This is a genomic window from Kluyvera genomosp. 1 (assembly GCF_001266615.1).
Classification (GTDB): domain Bacteria; phylum Pseudomonadota; class Gammaproteobacteria; order Enterobacterales; family Enterobacteriaceae; genus Kluyvera; species Kluyvera cryocrescens_A.
Genome location: NZ_LGHZ01000045.1, coordinates 1 through 19,498 on the forward strand (window position 1 = coordinate 1; position 19,498 = coordinate 19,498).

General features: G+C 53.6%; 18 protein-coding genes and 2 pseudogenes. 11 read left to right on the top strand and 9 right to left on the bottom strand.

Annotated features, from left to right (window positions below):
• Together KP80_RS22725 and minC are read right to left on the bottom strand one after the other, a co-directional pair.
• Positions 1-141 (bottom strand): AAA family ATPase (locus tag KP80_RS22725; RefSeq protein WP_156315707.1); only part of this gene is annotated, 141 nt, incomplete at its 3' end.
• Between the two features lie 23 nt (positions 142-164).
• Positions 165-872, bottom strand: a complete 708-nt coding sequence (minC, locus tag KP80_RS20280; RefSeq protein ID WP_052285449.1) for a septum site-determining protein MinC — start codon at positions 870-872, stop codon at positions 165-167.
• A 126-nt stretch (positions 873-998) separates the two neighbouring features.
• On the opposite strand from minC, the gene KP80_RS20285 reads away from it, so the two are divergent.
• The 3 genes from KP80_RS20285 (at position 999) to KP80_RS20295 (ending at position 2,534) form a co-directional block, all read left to right on the top strand.
• On the top strand, positions 999-1,280 hold the full coding sequence (locus KP80_RS20285; protein ID WP_052285450.1) for a YcgL domain-containing protein: 282 nt from the start codon (positions 999-1,001) through the stop codon (positions 1,278-1,280).
• A 54-nt stretch (positions 1,281-1,334) separates the two neighbouring features.
• Positions 1,335-1,994 (top strand): fumarylacetoacetate hydrolase family protein, encoded by a 660-nt coding sequence (locus KP80_RS20290; RefSeq protein ID WP_052285451.1) that lies wholly within the window; start codon positions 1,335-1,337, stop codon positions 1,992-1,994.
• Between the two features lie 93 nt (positions 1,995-2,087).
• Positions 2,088-2,534: a YcgN family cysteine cluster protein gene (locus KP80_RS20295; RefSeq protein WP_052285452.1), complete on the top strand. Its 447-nt coding sequence runs from the start codon at positions 2,088-2,090 to the stop codon at positions 2,532-2,534.
• 265 nt (positions 2,535-2,799) lie between these two features.
• Here KP80_RS20295 and dsbB read toward each other — a convergent pair whose 3' ends face one another.
• Positions 2,800-3,330 (bottom strand): disulfide bond formation protein DsbB, encoded by a 531-nt coding sequence (gene dsbB, locus KP80_RS20300; protein ID WP_052285453.1) that lies wholly within the window; start codon positions 3,328-3,330, stop codon positions 2,800-2,802.
• 138 nt (positions 3,331-3,468) lie between these two features.
• Positions 3,469-5,022, bottom strand: a complete 1,554-nt coding sequence (nhaB, locus tag KP80_RS20305) for a Na(+)/H(+) antiporter NhaB (RefSeq protein WP_052285454.1) — start codon at positions 5,020-5,022, stop codon at positions 3,469-3,471.
• A 212-nt stretch (positions 5,023-5,234) separates the two neighbouring features.
• On the opposite strand from nhaB, the gene fadR reads away from it, so the two are divergent.
• A complete protein-coding gene (gene fadR, locus KP80_RS20310) occupies positions 5,235-5,954 on the top strand; it encodes a fatty acid metabolism transcriptional regulator FadR (protein ID WP_052285455.1) in 720 nt (239 codons plus the stop codon).
• A gap of 58 nt (positions 5,955-6,012) precedes the next feature.
• Here fadR and KP80_RS20315 read toward each other — a convergent pair whose 3' ends face one another.
• A complete protein-coding gene (locus KP80_RS20315) occupies positions 6,013-7,545 on the bottom strand; it encodes a SpoVR family protein (protein WP_052285456.1) in 1,533 nt (510 codons plus the stop codon).
• Between the two features lie 320 nt (positions 7,546-7,865).
• On the opposite strand from KP80_RS20315, the gene KP80_RS20320 reads away from it, so the two are divergent.
• The 3 genes and pseudogenes from KP80_RS20320 to KP80_RS23480 all read left to right on the top strand — a co-directional run.
• On the top strand, positions 7,866-9,164 hold the full coding sequence (locus tag KP80_RS20320) for a D-amino acid dehydrogenase (protein WP_052285457.1): 1,299 nt from the start codon (positions 7,866-7,868) through the stop codon (positions 9,162-9,164).
• Positions 9,165-9,173: 9 nt separating this feature from the next.
• Entirely contained in the window at positions 9,174-10,244 is a 1,071-nt protein-coding gene (gene dadX, locus KP80_RS20325) for a catabolic alanine racemase DadX (protein WP_052285458.1), read from the top strand.
• A 58-nt stretch (positions 10,245-10,302) separates the two neighbouring features.
• A pseudogene (locus KP80_RS23480) lies at positions 10,303-10,389 on the top strand (hypothetical protein); the annotation flags it as partial.
• Here KP80_RS23480 and KP80_RS20330 read toward each other — a convergent pair.
• Positions 10,351-12,066 (bottom strand): annotated as a pseudogene (locus KP80_RS20330) (potassium/proton antiporter); the annotation flags it as partial. The pseudogenes KP80_RS23480 and KP80_RS20330 sit on opposite strands and share 39 nt — an antisense overlap.
• Positions 12,067-12,161: 95 nt before the next feature.
• Entirely contained in the window at positions 12,162-13,076 is a 915-nt protein-coding gene (gene ldcA / locus KP80_RS20335; protein ID WP_052285460.1) for a muramoyltetrapeptide carboxypeptidase, read from the bottom strand.
• A 93-nt stretch (positions 13,077-13,169) separates the two neighbouring features.
• Between ldcA and emtA the strand changes: the two genes are divergently transcribed.
• Entirely contained in the window at positions 13,170-13,781 is a 612-nt protein-coding gene (emtA, locus tag KP80_RS20340) for a membrane-bound lytic murein transglycosylase EmtA (RefSeq protein ID WP_052285461.1), read from the top strand.
• On the opposite strand, the gene ycgR is transcribed toward emtA, so the two are convergent.
• Positions 13,782-14,513: a flagellar brake protein YcgR gene (gene ycgR / locus KP80_RS20345; protein ID WP_052285462.1), complete on the bottom strand. Its 732-nt coding sequence runs from the start codon at positions 14,511-14,513 to the stop codon at positions 13,782-13,784.
• A 269-nt stretch (positions 14,514-14,782) separates the two neighbouring features.
• Between ycgR and KP80_RS20350 the strand changes: the two genes are divergently transcribed.
• Both KP80_RS20350 and KP80_RS20355 read left to right on the top strand, forming a co-directional pair.
• Entirely contained in the window at positions 14,783-15,037 is a 255-nt protein-coding gene (locus tag KP80_RS20350) for a GlsB/YeaQ/YmgE family stress response membrane protein (RefSeq protein ID WP_052285463.1), read from the top strand.
• A gap of 163 nt (positions 15,038-15,200) precedes the next feature.
• Positions 15,201-17,312 carry a TonB-dependent siderophore receptor gene (locus KP80_RS20355; protein ID WP_052285464.1) on the top strand — a complete coding sequence of 704 codons (2,112 nt, stop codon included), beginning with the start codon at positions 15,201-15,203 and terminating at the stop codon, positions 17,310-17,312.
• Between the two features lie 40 nt (positions 17,313-17,352).
• On the opposite strand, the gene hpaX is transcribed toward KP80_RS20355, so the two are convergent.
• Positions 17,353-18,756, bottom strand: a complete 1,404-nt coding sequence (hpaX, locus tag KP80_RS20360) for a 4-hydroxyphenylacetate permease (protein ID WP_052285465.1) — start codon at positions 18,754-18,756, stop codon at positions 17,353-17,355.
• A gap of 257 nt (positions 18,757-19,013) precedes the next feature.
• Here hpaX and KP80_RS20365 point away from each other — a divergent pair, with 257 nt between their 5' ends.
• Entirely contained in the window at positions 19,014-19,487 is a 474-nt protein-coding gene (locus tag KP80_RS20365; RefSeq protein WP_052285466.1) for a MarR family winged helix-turn-helix transcriptional regulator, read from the top strand.
• The last annotated feature ends 11 nt before the right edge of the window (positions 19,488-19,498 follow it).

Genomic DNA, 19,498 nt, shown 5'->3' on the forward strand with positions numbered 1-19,498 from the left:
GACAAGGTTACGCAGACCGATATCAAAATCGATAACGACCGTTTTCTTTCCCTTCTGCGCCAAACCAGTCGCGATGGCCGCGCTGGAGGTGGTCTTACCCACGCCCCCTTTACCTGAAGTCACAACAATAATGCGTGCCATAGAGATTCCTTGTTAAAAAGGGATTAATTTAACGGTTGAATAGTCAAAGCGTTATCGTCTAAACGCAGACGCGCCGCTTTGCCATAAAATTCGGCTGGGATTTTATCGCTCAGCCAATATTCCCCTGCAATGGAGACCAGCTCCGCCGCAAGGTGGGTACAAAATACCTGTGCTTCCCGGTCTCCGCCGGCGCCAGCCAGAACGCGGCCACGCATCATGCCGTAAACATGAATATTACCATCGGCGATAAGTTCCGCCCCTGCGCTCACGTGGCTTGTCACAATCAGATCACAGTTTGGTGCATAAATGCGCTGACCGGAACGTACCGGCGTATCAATCATTCGCGTTTTTGTGATCGAATTAACAATTGGTGCCGGTTCAGGCTCGGGCGTTGGCTCAACGGGCTGCGGTCGAGCAACTTTTTCTTTCCCTTCAGTCAGTAAAGGGAGGCCCGATTGGTCGATGGCGGCTTTAAACTGCGGGTTCTTACAGCCGCTAACGCCGACAATACGCAAGCCGACAGACATAATAGCCTGCTGAATGGCGCGCCATTGGGTGAATTCTTCAAGACGGCTGACGTTAACCACCACGGGTGCGTGACGGAAAAAAGCCGGAGCCTGGGCGACTTTGTCTTCTAACGCCTGACGAATAACCTCGGCATTTGCATCATGCAAATGAACCACGGATAAGGTGAAGCTACTGCCTTTAAGTTCGATTGGCGTGTTTGACATCCTGGCCTTACTCAATTTGCTATTTACCAACGCATAATGTGCGATGATATTCCGAAGACTATCAGGCATGTTATAGTCACTAATATATTCAAGCAAGCAACCACAGTCCTAATTCAGAGTAAAAATATGTTTTGTGTGATTTATCGTAGTACTAAACGCGATCAAACCTATTTGTATGTCGAAAAAAAAGACGACTTCTCGCGTGTGCCGGCAGAATTAATGCAGGGCTTCGGTCAACCGAAGCTGGCAATGGTGCTGCCGCTGGACGGACGTAAGAAAACGGTCAATGCCGATTGGGATAAGGTAAAACAGGCGTTAGTTGAGCAGGGGTATTATTTGCAGCTCCCGCCACCGCCTGAAAATCTGTTAAAACAGCATCTGGCCGATTCCAAAAATAAGGGCGAATAATTTATTCGCTTCCGGCAGATGTATGTCCATGGTAACAACGATTAAGGGAAAAGCATGTATCAGCATCATAACTGGCAGGGCGCTCTGCTGGATTACCCGGTAAGCAAAGTTGTTTGTGTTGGCAGTAATTATGCAAAACATATCCAGGAAATGGGCAGCGCGACGCCGGAAGAACCCGTTCTGTTTATTAAGCCGGAAACGGCGCTGTGTGATTTACGCCAGCCGCTGATTCTGCCACAGGGTTTGGGCTCTGTGCACCATGAGGTTGAGCTGGCGGTGCTGATTGGTGCCACGCTGCGTCAGGCCACGCCAGAGCACGTTCAGCAGGCCATTGCCGGTTACGGCGTAGCGCTGGATCTCACCTTGCGCGATGTGCAGGGTAAAATGAAAAAGGCCGGCCAGCCGTGGGAAAAAGCGAAGGGATTTGATAATTCTTGCCCAATTTCCGGTTTTATTCCGGTTTCTGCTTTTTCAGGTGACCCGCAAAATACTACGCTGGGTCTGACAGTGAATGGTGAAATACGTCAGCAGGGCACAACTGCCGACATGATCCACAAAATTGTGCCACTGATTGCCTACATGAGCCGTTTCTTCACACTGAAGCCGGGTGATGTGGTACTGACAGGTACACCGGAAGGTGTTGGCCCGCTGCATAGCGGCGATGAACTGGATGTGCAGTTTAATGGCCAATCACTGACCACCCGCGTGCTGTAATCCCTTCTTGCCGCCCCTTTCGGGCGGCAAAACTTGCATCCCTGTGCCAGACTGGTTATAAGATGCAACCCGATTTTTGATGTGGACATCCTGATGAGCGAATTACCTTTCTGGCAGAGCAAAAAACTTGACGATATGACCGACGCCGAGTGGGAATCGCTGTGCGACGGCTGCGGACAGTGCTGCTTGCACAAGCTGATGGATGAAGACACTGATGAAATCTATTTCACCAACGTGGCCTGTCGCCAGCTGAATATTAAAACCTGCCAGTGTCGTAACTACGAACGTCGTTTCGAGTATGAGCCTGACTGCATCAAGCTGACCCGCGACAATCTACCAACCTTTGAATGGTTGCCACATACCTGCGCCTATCGCCTGCTGGCGGAAGGGCAGCCGTTGCCTCAGTGGCATCCGTTGATTACCGGTTCGAAAGCGGCCATGCACGGTGAGCGTATTTCCGTACGCCATATCGCGGTCAAAGAATCGGAAGTGATTGACTGGCAGGATCACATCCTCAATAAGCCTGAATGGGCTGACTAATTCGCAATTTTTGCGATAATCCTTTGAATTTCACCTTTCAGTAACAAACTCGCTACTTAAACATCGTGCCGTGCCGATAGTGGTTCTATTCGCATCGGTACGAGGTTCCTGATGAATAGTTCACTCAAACTGTTAATGCTGGCCGTGGTGATAAACCTTGGCGGTTGGGGACTGTTGTTAGCTGCGGGATATGGGATTTGGGCGTGGATTGGCTGATCAGGAAGGGATGCCAGCCGCAAGCGAGTGCAGCTGGCAATGATAACGATTAACGGCCGAACAGGTCGCGTCTTTTCGGCTTAAACGGCTGGGCAATCAGTACCAGCAGCGCCACAATCAGGTAAGCGGCAAAAATCCCCACCAGCCACTGCGGCATCTCCAGCGATAAAAACTCCCACTGACGAACCGAGCAGTCACCTGACGCAACAAACACCTGCGGCAGCCATTTGTCTAATGGCAGCCAGCTTGGGAAGCGAGCCATAAAGTCACAGGTCATAAACGGTGACGGGTGAAGCTGGATCATCGTGTGTTCCCACGCCAGCTGCAGACCGCGAAATGCGCTGTAGATCCAGATAAAAATAGCGATGTAGCGCAGCGGACTCTTCGGCGCAATGGCGCCCACTAATCCCGCACCCATAATGCCAAACAGCGCGCAGCGCTCATAAATACATAAAACACACGGCTTCAACAACATCACGTGTTGGAACCATAATGCCACTAACTCAAGCGCAAAAGCGGTTAACGCCATTAATAACCAGGCACTGCGGCCACGTGAGCTCTGGTTTAAATATCGCAACATAATTATTTCCCTGGAACGAGCTGTGAAAGCGCAGTGTAAACGAAAACGTTAGCCGTGCCATCCGGCTATACGCAATAATTCGTAAATGGTGGCGCAATGCCGGTGAGAAACTCACCGGCACGGACAATTGCCACGAATTTAGGGAGTTATTACGGGTAATGCTAATAACCCCTGACCCATCATCCAGTCAATCGCCGGCTGAAGGGTAAATTCCACGCACAATAAACCCACCAGGGTCAGAACCAACGTATACGGCAGTGCCATCCACACCATTCTGCCATACGACAGGCGAATTAACGGCGCCAGCGCGGAGGTCAGTAAGAACAAGAACGCGGCCTGACCGTTGGGTGTTGCCACCGATGGCAGGTTAGTCCCTGTGTTGATTGCTACCGCTAGCAGTTCAAACTGCGGCAGGGTAATCGCCCCGTTATCCAGCGCGGTTTTCGCCTCGTTGATATAGACGGTACCGACAAAGACGTTATCGGATATCGATGACAGTACACCGTTAAACAGATAGAACAGCGAACGCTGGGCGTGCGGTGATGCTTGCAGCACGAAATCGATGATCGGCGCGAACAGATGCTGATCGATAATCACCGCCACCACCGCGAAGAAGATCGTCAACAGCGCTGTAAACGGCAGCGCTTCGGTAAAAGCTTTGCCGATAGCGTGTTCATCGGTGATTCCGGTAAACGAGGTAGCGAAGATAATGACGGTCAGACCAATCAGCCCCACTTCCGCCAGGTGCAACGCCAGCGCCAGCACCAGCCAGACACCGATGATGCCCTGCACGATGAGGCGCATAGTCTCCTGCTGCGTACGCTGCTTACGGCTGCGTTCATCGTAATCGTGGAGGATCTTGCGAACGGTTTCCGGTAGCTCGGCGCCGTAACCGAAGGCTTTGCATTTCTCGAGCAGGAAACAGGTGACTATGCCGCAGACAAAGACGGGAAGGGTGACCGGAGACATGCGCAGGAAAAATTCGCCAAAGTGCCAACCAGCGACTTTGGCGATAATCAGGTTCTGCGGCTCGCCGACCATGGTCATCACGCCGCCGAGCGCGGTACCGACGCCCGCATGCATCATCAGGCTGCGCAAGAAGGCGCGGAACTGTTCCAGCACTTCACGGTTGTGTTTGTCGATATGGCTGTCATCCAGCAGATCGTCGTCATCCGGGCGGGAGGATACCACCCGATGATAAATACTGTAGAAACCCACGGCGACGCTGATAATCACCGCCACAACGGTGAGCGCATCAAGAAACGCCGAGAGGAAGGCAGCGGCCAGGCAGAAGGCTATCGACAACAATCGTTTACTGCGAATGGTGAGCAGCAGGCGAGTGAAGATAAACAGCAGCAGTTGCTTCATAAAGTAGATGCCGGCGACCATAAAGATCAGCAGCAGCAACACTTCCAGATTGGCGGCGATTTCGTTGCGTACGTGTTCGGCGGATGTCATGCCGATAAATACCGCTTCGATAGCCAGCAGGCCGCCGGGGATCAGCGGGTAACATTTTAGCGCCATCGCCAGGGTGAAGATAAATTCAACCACCAGTAGCCATCCGGCGATGAAGGGGTTGAGCATAAATACTAACGGGTTGATGATTAAGAAAATAATCAGCAGCAGTTTATACCAGTCAGGCGACTGGCCAAGAAAGTTGCGCCACAGGGCGCGACCGTAGGAAATTTCCATGACAACCGTTTTCCTCCTGAAAAGATAACATTTTTTACCATTTATTCAGGCTCACTGCCAGAAATGCCCCGGGAAGCGGGCGTTTCGGAGTAAAAAAGAAATGTGAAAAATGAAACAGCGATCCCTTTTTAATTCACCCGTCCCGCTATCTGCACTATGTTGCCTCTGGTATGATGAGTCCAATTGCAACGCTGTGTAATGGAATTTTTACTATGGTCATTAAGGCGCAAAGCCCGGCGGGTTTCGCGGAAGAGTATATTGTTGAAAGCATCTGGAATAACCGTTTTCCTCCAGGCTCAATTCTTCCCGCAGAGCGTGAACTCTCTGAATTAATTGGTGTGACTCGCACCACCTTACGTGAAGTGTTGCAACGTCTGGCACGCGACGGCTGGTTAACGATTCAGCACGGCAAGCCAACGAAGGTCAATAATTTCTGGGAAACGTCCGGGTTGAATATCCTGGAGACGTTGGCACGCCTCGACCACGATAGCGTACCGCAGTTGATTGATAATTTGCTTTCCGTACGTACCAATATCGCAACGATCTATATTCGCACCGCATTCCGTCAACACCCGGAAAAAGCGCTGGAAGTACTGGCAAGCGCGCGCGAAGTGGAAGACTACGCGGATGCTTTCGCTGAGCTGGACTACGGCATTTTCCGCGGCCTGGCATTTGCATCGGGGAACCCGATCTACGGTCTGATCCTAAACGGGATGAAGGGGCTGTATACCCGTCTGGGACGTCACTACTTTTCAAGCCCAGAAGCCCGTAGCCTGGCGCTTGGCTTCTATCACCGTCTGACCGAGTTGTGTGAGCAGGGCGATCATGACAAAGTGTACGAAACGGTACGTCGCTACGGTCATGAAAGTGGTGAGATCTGGCACCGAATGCAGAAGAATTTGCCGGGCGATCTGGCGATTCACGGCCGTTAATGGTTGTCCGTACAAAATAAAACACCCCGGTTATGCCGGGGTGTTTTGCATTTAGCACTTACAACGCGTTTGGCCGCGGCGGACAGCGGTCAAGCAGCTCAACGCTGCCATCGGCATTTTGCTGCTCCAGATGCACGTCAAAGCCCCACAGACGCTGTACGTGTTTGAGGACTTCGCGACGGCCTTTATCCAACGGCGCACGGTTATGCGGCACATAGCGCAGCGTCAACGAGCGATCGCCGCGCAGATCCACGTTCCACACCTGAATGTTCGGCTCCAGGTTGCTCAGGTTATATTGCGAAGAGAGCTGTGAGCGAATCTCGCGATAGCCTTCCTCGTTGTGAATGGCCGAAATTTCCAGATAGTTATGCTGATCGTCATCCAGCACGGTAAACAGGCGGAAGTCCCGCATGATTTTCGGCGACAGGAACTGGCTGATAAAGCTCTCGTCTTTAAAATCGCGCATCGCGAAATGCAGCGTCGTCAGCCAGTCGGAACCCGCGATATCCGGGAACCAGTATTTATCTTCGTCGGTCGGGTTCTGACAAATACGTTTAATATCCTGGAACATGGCAAAGCCCAGCGCGTACGGGTTTATACCGCTGTACCACGGGCTGTTATACGGCGGCTGGAACACCACATTGGTGTGGCTGTGTAAAAACTCCAGCATAAAACGCTCGGTCACTTTCCCTTCATCGTACAGATGATTGAGGATAGTGTAGTGCCAGAACGTCGCCCAGCCTTCGTTCATCACCTGGGTTTGCTTTTGCGGGTAAAAATACTGGCTGACCTTGCGCACAATACGCAGGATCTCACGCTGCCAGGGCTCCAGCAGCGGCGCGTTCTTCTCCATAAAGTACAGCAGGTTTTCCTGCGGCTCCGACGGATAGCGACGAGCGGTTTCTGAGGCTTTCTCTTCATCGCGCTTCGGCAGAGTGCGCCACAGCATGTTGACCTGGCTTTGCAGATACTCTTCACGGCTCTTCTGTCGCGCTTTCTCTTCCTGCAGCGAGATTTTTTGCGGACGTTTGTAACGATCCACACCGTAATTCATTAGCGCATGGCAGGAGTCGAGCAGTCGCTCCACTTCATCGACACCGTAGCGTTCTTCGCAATCGGTGATGTATTTACGCGCGAACAGCAAATAGTCGACTATCGAGCTGGCATCGGTCCAGCTGCGGAACAGGTAGTTGTTTTTAAAGAAAGAGTTGTGACCATAGCAGGCGTGCGCCATCACCAGCGCCTGCATCGTAATGGTGTTCTCTTCCATTAAGTAAGCGATACACGGGTTGGAGTTGATGACGATTTCATAGGCCAGACCCTGCTGCCCGTGTTTGTACTGGCGCTCGGTCTCAATAAACTTTTTACCAAATGACCAGTGCGGGTAGTTAATCGGCATCCCCACGCTGGAATAGGCATCCATCATCTGCTCGGAGGTAATGACTTCGATCTGATGTGGGTAGGTGTCCAGTCGATACAGCTTTGCCACCCGGTCGATTTCGGCCAGGTAGGTTTCGAGCAGCGAAAACGTCCAGTCGGGTCCATCGCTCAGACGAGTGGTGTCCTTATTCATCGAGTCAATCGTAGCCATTAGCGCGCCCTCATTGTTGGCGACCCTCTCTGTCTGGAGAGCCTCAAATAAAGAATAGAACACCGCAGAAAATCTGTAACAAGAGGCATTTTTTTTCTTCGTGATTAATTCATCTTCCGGATGATTATTTGACGCTTTGGCAGGATTTTATGCTGACAAAAAATAACGGGCAGCAGGAGATCGCAATTTCTCGCTATCCCCGCACCGTGGGCACTCTGTGAGGTAAGTCACCATAAAAAAAGCCTATGTTGAATAATATTTTCATCTAGGTTATCAATTTGTAATTAGATGATTGTTCTTTTACTGATTCTGGAGTGGCTATGCACGTTGTCATACTGGGAAGTGGAGTCGTGGGCGTCACCAGCGCCTGGTATTTAAGTCAGGCAGGGCATCAGGTGACGGTTATTGACCGTGAAGCGGGCCCGGCATTAGAAACCAGCGCCGCCAACGCGGGGCAGATCTCTCCGGGCTACGCAGCCCCGTGGGCAGCACCTGGTGTGCCGTTAAAAGCGATTAAATGGATGTTCCAGCGCCACGCGCCGTTGGCGATACGCCTCGACGGCACCGGCTTCCAGTTAAAATGGATGTGGCAGATGCTGCGCAACTGCGATACCCGCCACTACATGGAAAACAAAGGCCGGATGGTACGTCTGGCGGAATACAGCCGCGACTGCCTGAAAACCCTGCGCGACACCACCGGTATCAGCTATGAAGGACGTCAGGGCGGCACGCTGCAGCTGTTCCGTACCGCTCAGCAATACGAGAATGCCACCCGAGATATCGCGGTGCTGGAAGATGCGGGTGTTCCGTATCAACTGCTGGAAGCTTCACGGCTTGCTGAAGTGGAACCGGCGTTAGCCGATGTCGCGCACAAGCTGACCGGTGGCCTGCGTTTACCTAACGATGAAACCGGCGACTGCCAACTCTTTACCCAGCGGCTGGCGAAAATGGCCGAGCAGGCGGGTGTCCAGTTCCGCTTTAACACTCCGGTCGACAGTCTGCTTGAGGATGGCGGTCGCATTGTTGGCGTGAAGTGCGGCGATGAGGTAGTGAAAGCCGATGCCTACGTGATGGCCTTTGGCTCCTATTCAACGGCGATGCTCAAAGGGCTGGTGGACATCCCGGTGTATCCGCTCAAGGGTTATTCGCTGACTATTCCTATCATCGAAGAGAGCGGAGCGCCGGTTTCGACTATCCTTGATGAAACCTACAAAATTGCGATTACCCGTTTTGACAACCGCATTCGCGTCGGCGGGATGGCGGAAATCGTCGGCTTCAATACCGAACTGCTGCAACCGCGCCGGGAAACACTGGAGATGGTGGTGGGGGATCTGTTCCCTCGCGGCGGTAAGATTACCGAAGCCACGTTCTGGACCGGGCTGCGCCCGATGACGCCTGACGGCACGCCGGTGGTCGGTAAAACGGCGTTTAAAAACCTGTGGCTCAATACCGGGCACGGTACTCTCGGCTGGACCATGTCGTGTGGTTCCGGGCAGTTGCTCAGTGATTTGATGTCTGGCCGTACGCCTGCGATCCCTTATGATGATCTGAGCGTTGCGCGCTATTCCCCGGGGTTCGCCCCGGCCCGTGCGCAGCACTTGCACGGTGCACACCAATAAGGAGAACGCATGTCACGTCCCGTGCTTGCCAGCCTCGACCTGCAGGCGTTACGTAATAATTTAGCCATTGTCCGTCGGGCGGCGGGCAATGCGCGCATCTGGTCAGTGGTGAAAGCCAATGCCTATGGGCATGGATTAGAACGCGTCTGGAACGCCCTACGGGAAACTGACGGCTTCGCGATGCTGAATCTGGAAGAAGCCATTTTGCTGCGCGAGCGCGGCTGGAAAGGGCCGATTCTGCTACTGGAGGGCTTCTTCCACGCCTCTGAGCTGGAGCTGTTTGATAAATACCGCCTGACCACCAGCGTGCACAGTAACTGGCAACTCAAAGCGCTGCAAAACGCGCGGCTGCATTCGCCGATTGATGTTTATCTTAAGGTGAACAGCGGCATGAACCGCCTGGGATTCGCACCCGAACGGGTACATACCGTTTGGCAGCAACTGCGTGGGATGAGCAACGTGGGGTCGATGACCCTGATGTCGCATTTCGCGCAGGCGGAGAATACCGATGGCGTAGTCGAGCCCATGCAGCGCATTGAACAGGCGGCGGAAGGCATAGATTGCCCGCGTTCACTGGCCAACTCAGCGGCGACGCTGTGGCATCCTGAAACGCATTTTGATTGGGTGCGGCCGGGAATTGTACTGTACGGCGCATCGCCGTCAGGGCAGTGGCAGGATATCGCCAACACGGGACTGAAGCCGGTGATGACGCTAAGCAGCGAAATTATTGGCGTTCAGAATCTGAAGCCGGGTGATGCGGTTGGTTACGGTAGCCGCTATCGTGCGACAGAAGAACAGCGAATTGGGATTGTTGCCTGCGGCTACGCTGACGGCTACCCGCGAATCGCCGCTAACGGTACACCGGTACTGGTCGACGGCATTCGCACTGGTACGGTGGGGGCGATTTCAATGGATATGTTGGCGGTGGATTTAACACCATGTCCGCAGGCGGGAATCGGAACCTCGGTTGAGCTGTGGGGAGAGAACATTAAGATTGATGAAGTGGCTGCCAGCGCCGGAACCGTAGGCTACGAGCTCATGTGCGCTTTAGCACCGCGCGTACCAGTAGTGACAGTGTAACTTTTAACTGGCGATGGCACATCGCTGGTTTACCATTACGCATTATTGAAAAGGCCGGATAAGCGTTACGCTCTCCGGCCTTTTTGTTTCACTCGCTTTCTTCTTCGGCGACGCGCACGCCGACTTTCAGCACCTGGTTTTCTTCTTTTTCGGCGACAGTCCATACCATGCCGGCAAACTCGACCTGGTCACCGACGACCGGTGCGGCACCGAGCAGATGCTCAACGAGATCGCCGAGCGACTGCTGGTTGTCGCGAAATTCTTCGCCACCGTCCAGTCCGTAAATCAGCGCCACGTCGGCAAATTTAGCCCCGGCTTCGAGAATAAAGTCGCCGAAGAAACTCTGATCAAGAGCGACCGGTGGCGACTGGCTGAACATTTTGCCCAGCGATGGCAGGTCACGTTCGCGGCCGATAACACACAAAATATCGTTTTCCCGTAGACGTGTGCTGCCGGTTGGGTGCAGCAACACATTGTCGCGGAATAGTGCAGCAATACGCGTTTCCTGCGGCATATGCAGGTCGCGCAGCGCGGCACCCACGCACCATTTATCGGCGCTTAGCTGATAGACAAACTGCTCCCACGGATTATCCGGGTGGATATCCAGCCCGACGCGGGAGATGGGCCAGCCCACCGGCGGCACCACCACTTTGGCTTTCTTCGCCGCCCACGACAGCGATGTGCCTTGCAGCAACAGCGACACCAGCACCACGAAGAAGGCGACGTTAAAGAACAGACGTGCATTTTCAAGGCCCGCCATCATCGGGAAAACAGCGAGGATGATTGGCACCGCGCCGCGCAGGCCCACCCAGCTGATAAAAGTACGTTCACGCAGATTAAAGCCGCGAAACGGCAGCAGACCGGCAAAGACCGACAGCGGGCGAGCCACAAAAATCATCCAGATAGAAAGTAGCAGTGCCGGAATGGCAATCGGCAGCAGGTCTGATGGCGTCACCAGCAGGCCCAGCACCAGGAACATGGCGATCTGTGCCAGCCACGCCAGGCCGTCGAAGTTTTGCAGAATACCGAAGCGGTTGCGAATTGGCCGGTTACCCAGCAGGAAACCGCACAGGTACACCGCCAGAATGCCGCTACCATCAAGGGTCGTCGTCACGGCGAAAATCATGATCCCGCCGCTCAACGCCAGCAGCGGATAAAGCCCGGCGGGCAGGGCAATACGGTTGATCATTTGCAACAGCAGATAGCCGCCGCCGAGGCCAATCACGATGCCGAGGCCAAACTGCTGAATGATGTGCACGAGGAACATCCAGCTGAGGCCGGTTTCGTGCTGCTGGATCATCGCAATCAGCGTAATGGTCAGAAATACCGCCATCGGATCGTTACTGCCGGATTCGATCTCCAGCGTCGACCCGACACGCTCGTTTAAACCTTTGCCGCCTAACAGCGAGAACACCGCCGCGGCGTCGGTTGAACCGACAATGGCGCCAATTAGCATCCCTTCCATGAGGTTTAGATTAAACAGCCAGGCCGCCATCATTCCGGTAAGGCCGGAGGTAATGAGCACCCCAACCGTTGCCAGCGACAGCGCCGGGCCTAAAGCTACCCGGAATGAGCTGGCCTGGGTGCGCATCCCACCGTCAAGCAGAATCACGGCCAGCGCCAGGTTACTCACCATATAGGCAAAAGGATAGTTATCGAAGGGGATGCCACCGATGCCGTCGACGCCGGCCAACATACCGATGGCTAAAAAGATAACCAGAATCGGGATACCAAGACGGGAAGAAAATGAGCTTAAGAGAATACTGCAGGTTACTAAGACCGAACCCAAAATAAAGAGACTAATGACTGCCGTGGCGTCCAATGTTCACGCACTCCCCGATAACGAACAAGCTAGTTACAAAACGTTACCATAATTAGGGCGTAAACATTGGATTAATAAGCGGTGATTATTGTTTTTTATTCGGCTAATACCGGATGACCACTGAGCGTCAGCGCGGTATGCCCCATATTATGCGTAAGCTGCGCGTGGGCCCCCAGCGGTAGCGTAACGGTGCGCGGTTCATGACCGAAATCGAGGCCGCTGATGACGGGAATTGACAGCCGTGAACGCAGGTAATCATACATTCCCTCAAGGTCATAACCGTCGTCATAGTCATTCGGGCTGGCCCCAGTAAAACTCCCCAGCACAATAGCGCGCTGACGCGGCAGAATACCGGCGTTGAGTAACTGCAACAGCATGCGTTCGACGCGGAACGGATGCTCGTTAATATCTTCTAGCACCAGAATGCCGTCGCGAATGTCCGGCATCCACGGCGTCCCGATGAGCGAGGCGATCATTGCCAGATTGCCGCCCCACAGGGTGCCTTCGGTGGTGCACTGAGGGCCGTCACCGTTCCACTCAATGGTAAATGTCGGGTTGCGCAGCGCGCGCCAGAAATGTTCTTCGGTAAAAACGTTCAGGGTTTCCGCGCCGAAATTGCCTGCCAGCATCGGGCCGCTAAAGCTCACTACGTTGCCGGCGGACAATAGACCGAACTGGATAGCGGTGAAATCGCTATGACCGCAAATGAGCAGCGGCGAGCGCTGCTGGCGAGTGACCAGCGCCTGCCAGTCGATGTTCGCCAGCAGACGACTGGCACCGTAGCCGCCGCGCACTGGCATCACAATCTGGTTTTTGCCGCCAAGCTGGGCAAGGTCATTAATGTCCGCCAGACGTTCGCTATCGCTACCCGCAAATCGCTGCTGGCGACGGGAAATCACCTGCTGGTTCGTTACCTGATGCCCTGATGCCTCCAGCCGTGAGACGCCGCGCTGCGCAGCGGCCTGGTTAATACAGTAGCCAGATGGGGCGATAAGATGAAACGAAGACATGGCATTTCCTTGCTGAGAATGAAACGGGTATCATGCCGCCTGAGCCAGTGGTTGTCATTAACGGCAGCAAAGTTCAGCTAAAAGGATAGATGCGTGAAATTAAGATGGTTTGCTTTTTTAATTGTATTACTTGCCGGGTGTAGCTCTAAATCGGATTACCGCAATCCGCCGTGGAATCCCGAAGTTCCTGTGAAGCGCGCGATGCAGTGGATGCCAATTACTGAAAAAGCCGGTACGGCCTGGGGCGTTAGCCCGCGTCTTATCACCGCCATTATTGCCGTAGAGTCCGGCGGTAACCCCAATCTGGTGAGCAAATCCAATGCGGTAGGGCTGATGCAACTTAAGGCCTCAACGTCGGGTCTGGATGTGTATCGTCACATGGGTTGGAGCGGTCAGCCGTCGACCAGTGAGCTGAAAAATCCGGAGCGCAATATCTCAATGGGCGCGGCCTATTTGAGCATTCTGGAACATGGATCGCTGGCTGGGATTACCGATCCTCAGGTGATGCAATATGCGCTGGTGGTGTCGTATGCCAACGGAGCGGGCGCACTGCTGCGAACCTTCTCATCGGATCGTAAAAAGGCTATCTCGAAAATTAACGATCTGGACGCGGATGAATTCTTCGACCACGTGGTGAAAAATCATCCTGCGCCTCAGGCTCCACGCTATATCTGGAAAGTCCAGAAAGCGATGGATGCGATGTAATTAGCGAACGTTATTGGCCCGTTCGCGTGCCTCACGCTCCAGCGAGAAGATAATTCGCTGGAGCGAGCGCTCAAGCACCGGATTCATATACAGAAAACGAAAGCTCAGGCGCGGCGTGACGATGGTTTCATTCTTACTGTCGACGACTTTACGTTCGCTGATGGCCAACAGCTGGACATCGAAGCGGAAACGTCCCCATTGCCCCATATCCAGTTCCAGCTCTTTTATCTCCATGCCCGGTAGCAACGTCTCCGGCGGCGGTGCATCCAGCAGAGCACCCATGCCACCTAGCGACAAATCAAACAGACGAAAACGCAGCGTTTTCTTATCCGGTAAAGTCGCACAGCCGTAATAGGGTGGGTAAAGCGGAGCAGGAATACGGAAATACTCACGACGCTGGATAAACCACACCGCTGGCGGCGTGGGCATCACGAAAGCGGGCAGCCCCTGATAATTCTCAACCTGCATCTGCGGCACGGAAAATTCGATTTTCGCGCCATTGGTTTCCGCCACCATGGAGAGGTTTTTCGCCAATAATGCGGCGTTGTTATCTTCTTCACGGCTGCCGAAGTCAATAATCAGCTGCTGCTGGCTCACGTCAAGAATGCGGCTAATAAACTGGCGCGAAGACCAACTCACGCGCAGCGCGGCATTGGCCTGCTGAAGATCGCGCAGAACATTTAATACTGCGAGCGGATTTTGTTTAAGAAACTGTGTGTTGTGCTCACTCACCGGGTATGGCTCCTGAATGGCAGACTCTCACTTATCTATCGGCGTTGAAAAAAAGAACTTCAGCGTCCGCGTAAAAATTTTTAACACTTTCTTCGCTTTCGGCTGCGTAAAGGACTTAAGGCAGTGTCTACGTCAATTTTCGTATTTATCTGCATAAAATATCATCGGCATACCAGGTTTTTTAAGAACAATTACCTATACTTGAAACATTAGCGGCGCAGAATGTCGGCGCTTTTATTGGTGTTAATGGAACTGAAGAGGTGGGAAAAATGGGTATTATTGCCTGGATTATTTTTGGTCTGATTGCCGGTGTTATTGCCAAACTGATTATGCCGGGGCGTGATGGAGGTGGTTTCTTCCTCACCTGTATCCTGGGGATTGTCGGTGCGGTTGTCGGTGGCTGGTTAGCGACCACGTTTGGTCTTGGCGGCAGCGTCAGTGGCTTTAACCTGCACAGCTTCCTGGTGGCGGTTGTTGGCGCTATCGTGGTGCTGGCGGTATTCCGCCTGATTCGCCGCGAATAATATTTCCCGAGTCATGTTTTCCGACGGCCCCGCAAGGGGCCGTTTTCTTTTGCATCAAAGTTGTTATCTCCATCACATTTTTAATCCCCTGTTTATTTTGGCGTTGAATCGCAAACATTAATGATAATAATTATCGTTCTTTGTTTGATCTGAGCCACACATAATGAATAAGACAGCTTTTCGCGTTTGTACGCTTTCCGGGATGATTGCACTCGCACTTTCAGCACCTGGCTATGCCGCCCAGGAATCCACCATGGTCGTCACCGGTTCTGCATCCGGTGAGGGGAGTGAGCTTCCCAGCTGGACCAACAGCGCTACCAAATCGGCGGAGCCAGAAAGCAAAACGCCGCAGGTCATTAATACCATCAGCCAGCATGAAATCAGCGAGCGCCACGCCACGTCGATTAATGAAATCCTGCGCTATGCCCCCGGCGTGTCGACCGAGTCACGCGGTAGCACCAGCTACATGAGTGAATACAAAATTCGCGGTTTTACCGTCGATAACGAGTACTACAACGGCCTGCAGCTGCCGTATAACGTCACCGGCAATACCAAAGCGCGTATCGACCCGCTGCTTGTTGATAGCGTTGATATCCTGAAAGGGCCTTCATCCGTGCTCTACGGCAACGGCTCGCCGGGCGGGCTGGTGAATATTCAGGGTAAAAAACCGCAAACTACGTCGCGTACCGAAATGGGCTTTAACACCGGTACCCGCAATCTAAAAGAAGGTTACATCGACTCTACCGGGCGGATTACCGACAGCGACTGGAGCTACCGTCTGCTGGGCAAGGCCACCGAAGGTGATGACCAGCCGCACACCACCCGCTATGAAGACTATCTCGTTGCGCCGAGCGTCACCTGGCAACCGAGCGACAAAACGCGCCTGACTATTGACGCGCTGGCGCAAAATACGCCAAGCCTGACGCCGTCAAACCCGCTGCCGCTCTCCTATTTACGTTCGCAGTATGCCGACAAGCGCGCCTTTGCCGGCGATGATTGGAGCGGTTTTAAACAGCGCCAGTGGATGATTGGTTACAGCTTTGAGCATGAGTTTGATAGCGGCTGGGGTATTGCGCAGAAAGCGCGTTACTTCGATATTGATACCCATCAGCAGAGCATTTACTCCACCGGTAATAGTGCTAGCGCGGTATACGATCTGAGTCGCTTTGCCTACACCACCGATGAAGACCTGCATAGCTTCAACATTGATAACCAGCTCACCCGTACCCTGAGCCTGGGCGACTGGCAGCACCATCTGTTGGCCGGTTTTGACTATCAGAAGCTGAACTCGCATTACCACTACAACTACGCCACCACCACGCCGGGAATCGATATGCGTGATCCGGACTACGGTCTGGTAAGCGAAGATGCGCTGGGGCTGTATACTGCGCAGAAAAATCGCCTTTCCTACAACCAGAAAGGTTACTACCTGCAGGATCAGATGGCCTACGGCGGCCTGAATATCCTCGCCAGCCTGCGCTATGACGAGTATCAATCAGCCACCACCGACTATCTTAATAGCGACCAGAAAGAGTGGATTTCGCAAGACCGGGTGACCAAACGCCTGGGTGTGCTGTATGCCTTTGACAACGGTATCTCACCGTTCATCAGCTACTCGGAGGGCTTCAAGCCAGTCTCCCCGGCCCGCGGTCTGACGGCGGATCAAGTAAAACCGACCACCAGTAAACAGGTGGAAGGCGGCGTGAAGTATCTGCTGGCCGATTACGCTACCACCTTTACCGCCTCGGTATTTAATATTCGCCAGAAAAATGTGTTGAGCATGGATCCAAGCTGGACCTATCATCAGACCGGTGAAATTGAATCGAAAGGCGCGGAGCTGTCGATGATTAGCCGTCCGACGGACAACATTAACCTGATTGCCAACTATGCCTATACCCACGCCATTAACACAGAAGACGAGACCTATCAGGGCAAACGCCCAACTCAGGTGCCGGAAAATGCGTTTAATCTGTGGGGCGATTACACCTTTGACCAGAGCATGGTTCGCGGGCTGACCGTGGGAGCCGGGGTGCGCTATACCGGGCCGATGGAGATTGCACCGGCAAACAATGAAGGCAAATTGGGGGGCACCACGCAGTATGACATGTCGGTATCTTATGATATGTCGGCGGTGGACAGCAGCCTGAATGGTTTGATGCTGAAAGCCAGCGCGCAGAACCTGACCAACAAAGAGACCTTTACCTGCTATGACAGCACCAACTGCTGGATTGGCCGTGACCGTACGGTCCAGGTAGGGGCGAGCTACACCTTCTAAGAGACATGTCCGGGCTACCTGTCTAGCCCGGACATTCTGCTTACGCCGACTCTGGTGCGGTTCCGGTATTGACCACCGGTTTCGCCACCGTCTTCATCGGGATAAATGCCACCACGATAGCCCCGAGCACCAGGAACCCGGCGACCATAAAGATCCCGGCGTTAAAGCTGCCGGTCACGTCTTTCATCCAGCCCATCAGCAACGGCCCCAGCGCCGCACCGGTCATCCCGGTGCCATTGATCACCGCAATGCCCAGCGCACGCGCGCGAAGCGACAGCGCACGATCCGGCGTCGTCCAGAAGATAACCATGGCCGCGAATGCACCCATCGATGCCATCACAATGCCGGTAAACTGCAGGTGTGGATTCGGGCTGGTGGCGGTCAACAGCCAACCGGCAGCGGCAAACAGGTACGGCAGCAGGGTATGCAGTTTGCGCTCGTTGTAGCGGTCAGAGCGTTTACTCCACCAGATCATCCCGATAATAGTACACACTTGTGGAATGGCGCTCAGCAAGCCGATGGTGACGTTGCTGCTTTCGGCGTTAAAACTGCGCAGTATCAGCGGCGTCCAGACGCTCAGGGCGCTCAGTGTGTTGGTCAAACAGAAATAGGCCACGGTGTAGAGAATAATCACCGGCGTGAACAGCTCGCGAGCCACGCTTTTTTGCCCAACCGATGCCGCTGCAATGGCGCTTTGCGTATGTAACGCTTGCTGTTTGTCTGCCTCCAGCATCTCGTTAAGGCAGGCTTTATCGTCGTCGGTCAGCCATTTCGCGGTCGAAGGACTATCATCCAGCCAGAACCACACCACCAGACCGAGCAGCACTGACGGAAAACCTTCCAGCAGGAACAGCCACTGCCAGCCTTTCAGATTCAGCATCCCGTCCATGTTGAGGATATAGCCAGAGGCTAGCGATCCCAGCGCCATGGTGACCGGCATGGCAATCATAAACAGGGCATTGGCGCGGGCGCGGTAGTGCGCCGGAAACCAATAGGTCATGTAATACAGCAATCCCGGCAGGAAGCCCGCTTCGGCAATCCCCACCAGCATGCGCAGTGCATACAGACTATTCGGCCCGGTTGCGAACAGTGTGGCGGTAGAGGCTATTCCCCAGACGATCATCAGGATAGCAATCCAGCGCCGCGCGCCAACAATGGTCAGCATTACGTTGCTGGGGATCCCGCATACCACGTACATCACGTAAAACAGGGTGGTCGCCAGGCCAAACATCGTGCTGGTTAAACCAAGATCTTTGCCCATCGTCAGACCGGCAAAACCGATATTGATACGGTCGAGATAGGAGAAAACAAACAGCACGAACAAAAAAACGACCAGACGGCGAAAAAGTTTATTAATAACCGCCTGCTGGCGGGGATTCAGAGGTGTTTGCGTTGGGGCTTGCGCCCCGGAGCGGGTCTGTTCCGTAGAAGGGCTATCGTTCATGAAAAGCTCCACATTGTGTTTATTAGTATAAGCGTCGTACAGGCTGCTAACGTATAGAAAATAGCCATGATGAGTGTCAATTTTATGTGTGAAAAATGATACGTAATTGTTATGTGCGTGGCATTTGTGAATCATAATGCGATCTGGGTCGCGTAAATGTGCCAGGGAAGTGGGAAGAGGGCGCAACGGCCTCAGGACGGGCGTAGAGACACAGGGTATAATCGGCAAATCTGAGGCATTTTGGGGTAAGGAAACGCATGAGTCCGACAAAAAAGAGCGCTGCCGGTCAGTCTGATGAGACCGTGTTTCACCGGGAAGAGTTTCCGTTTTACTGGATTGTTAACGTTTATGCACGCTACACCCAGACCGTAGAAGTTGCCCTCAAAAAGATAGCGCTGGATGTCTCGCGCTTTCGCGTGCTGATGATTACCCATCAGTATGGCGAAGCGAGCATTTCGCAAATTTCGGAATACGCGCTGGCGAAAATGCCTACCGTCACCAAAATCGTTGGCCGTCTGCGCGACGACGGTCTGGTTACCACTGCCAGCAGCGAGCGCGACGCGCGCGTGACGGTGGTGATGCTAACCGAAGCCGGGCAGCAGAAAGTGGCGGAAGCCATGCCGCTGGTGGGCAAGATTTTTGACAAAGGCTTCAAGGGAATGAGTGCCAGTCAGGTTGAAAAAATGAACCAGTCATTGGCTAAAGTGCTCGATAATCTCAACGAACTTTGACCCTTCATCGG

Coding starts and splice junctions, on each gene's coding strand:
- minC (WP_052285449.1), bottom strand. CDS start 872: ATGTCAAACACGCCAATCGAACTTAAAGGCAGTAGCTTCACCTTATCC.
- KP80_RS20285 (WP_052285450.1), top strand. CDS start 999: ATGTTTTGTGTGATTTATCGTAGTACTAAACGCGATCAAACCTATTTG.
- KP80_RS20290 (WP_052285451.1), top strand. CDS start 1,335: ATGTATCAGCATCATAACTGGCAGGGCGCTCTGCTGGATTACCCGGTA.
- KP80_RS20295 (WP_052285452.1), top strand. CDS start 2,088: ATGAGCGAATTACCTTTCTGGCAGAGCAAAAAACTTGACGATATGACC.
- dsbB (WP_052285453.1), bottom strand. CDS start 3,330: ATGTTGCGATATTTAAACCAGAGCTCACGTGGCCGCAGTGCCTGGTTA.
- nhaB (WP_052285454.1), bottom strand. CDS start 5,022: ATGGAAATTTCCTACGGTCGCGCCCTGTGGCGCAACTTTCTTGGCCAG.
- fadR (WP_052285455.1), top strand. CDS start 5,235: ATGGTCATTAAGGCGCAAAGCCCGGCGGGTTTCGCGGAAGAGTATATT.
- KP80_RS20315 (WP_052285456.1), bottom strand. CDS start 7,545: ATGGCTACGATTGACTCGATGAATAAGGACACCACTCGTCTGAGCGAT.
- KP80_RS20320 (WP_052285457.1), top strand. CDS start 7,866: ATGCACGTTGTCATACTGGGAAGTGGAGTCGTGGGCGTCACCAGCGCC.
- dadX (WP_052285458.1), top strand. CDS start 9,174: ATGTCACGTCCCGTGCTTGCCAGCCTCGACCTGCAGGCGTTACGTAAT.
- ldcA (WP_052285460.1), bottom strand. CDS start 13,076: ATGTCTTCGTTTCATCTTATCGCCCCATCTGGCTACTGTATTAACCAG.
- KP80_RS20350 (WP_052285463.1), top strand. CDS start 14,783: ATGGGTATTATTGCCTGGATTATTTTTGGTCTGATTGCCGGTGTTATT.
- KP80_RS20355 (WP_052285464.1), top strand. CDS start 15,201: ATGAATAAGACAGCTTTTCGCGTTTGTACGCTTTCCGGGATGATTGCA.
- hpaX (WP_052285465.1), bottom strand. CDS start 18,756: ATGAACGATAGCCCTTCTACGGAACAGACCCGCTCCGGGGCGCAAGCC.
- KP80_RS20365 (WP_052285466.1), top strand. CDS start 19,014: ATGAGTCCGACAAAAAAGAGCGCTGCCGGTCAGTCTGATGAGACCGTG.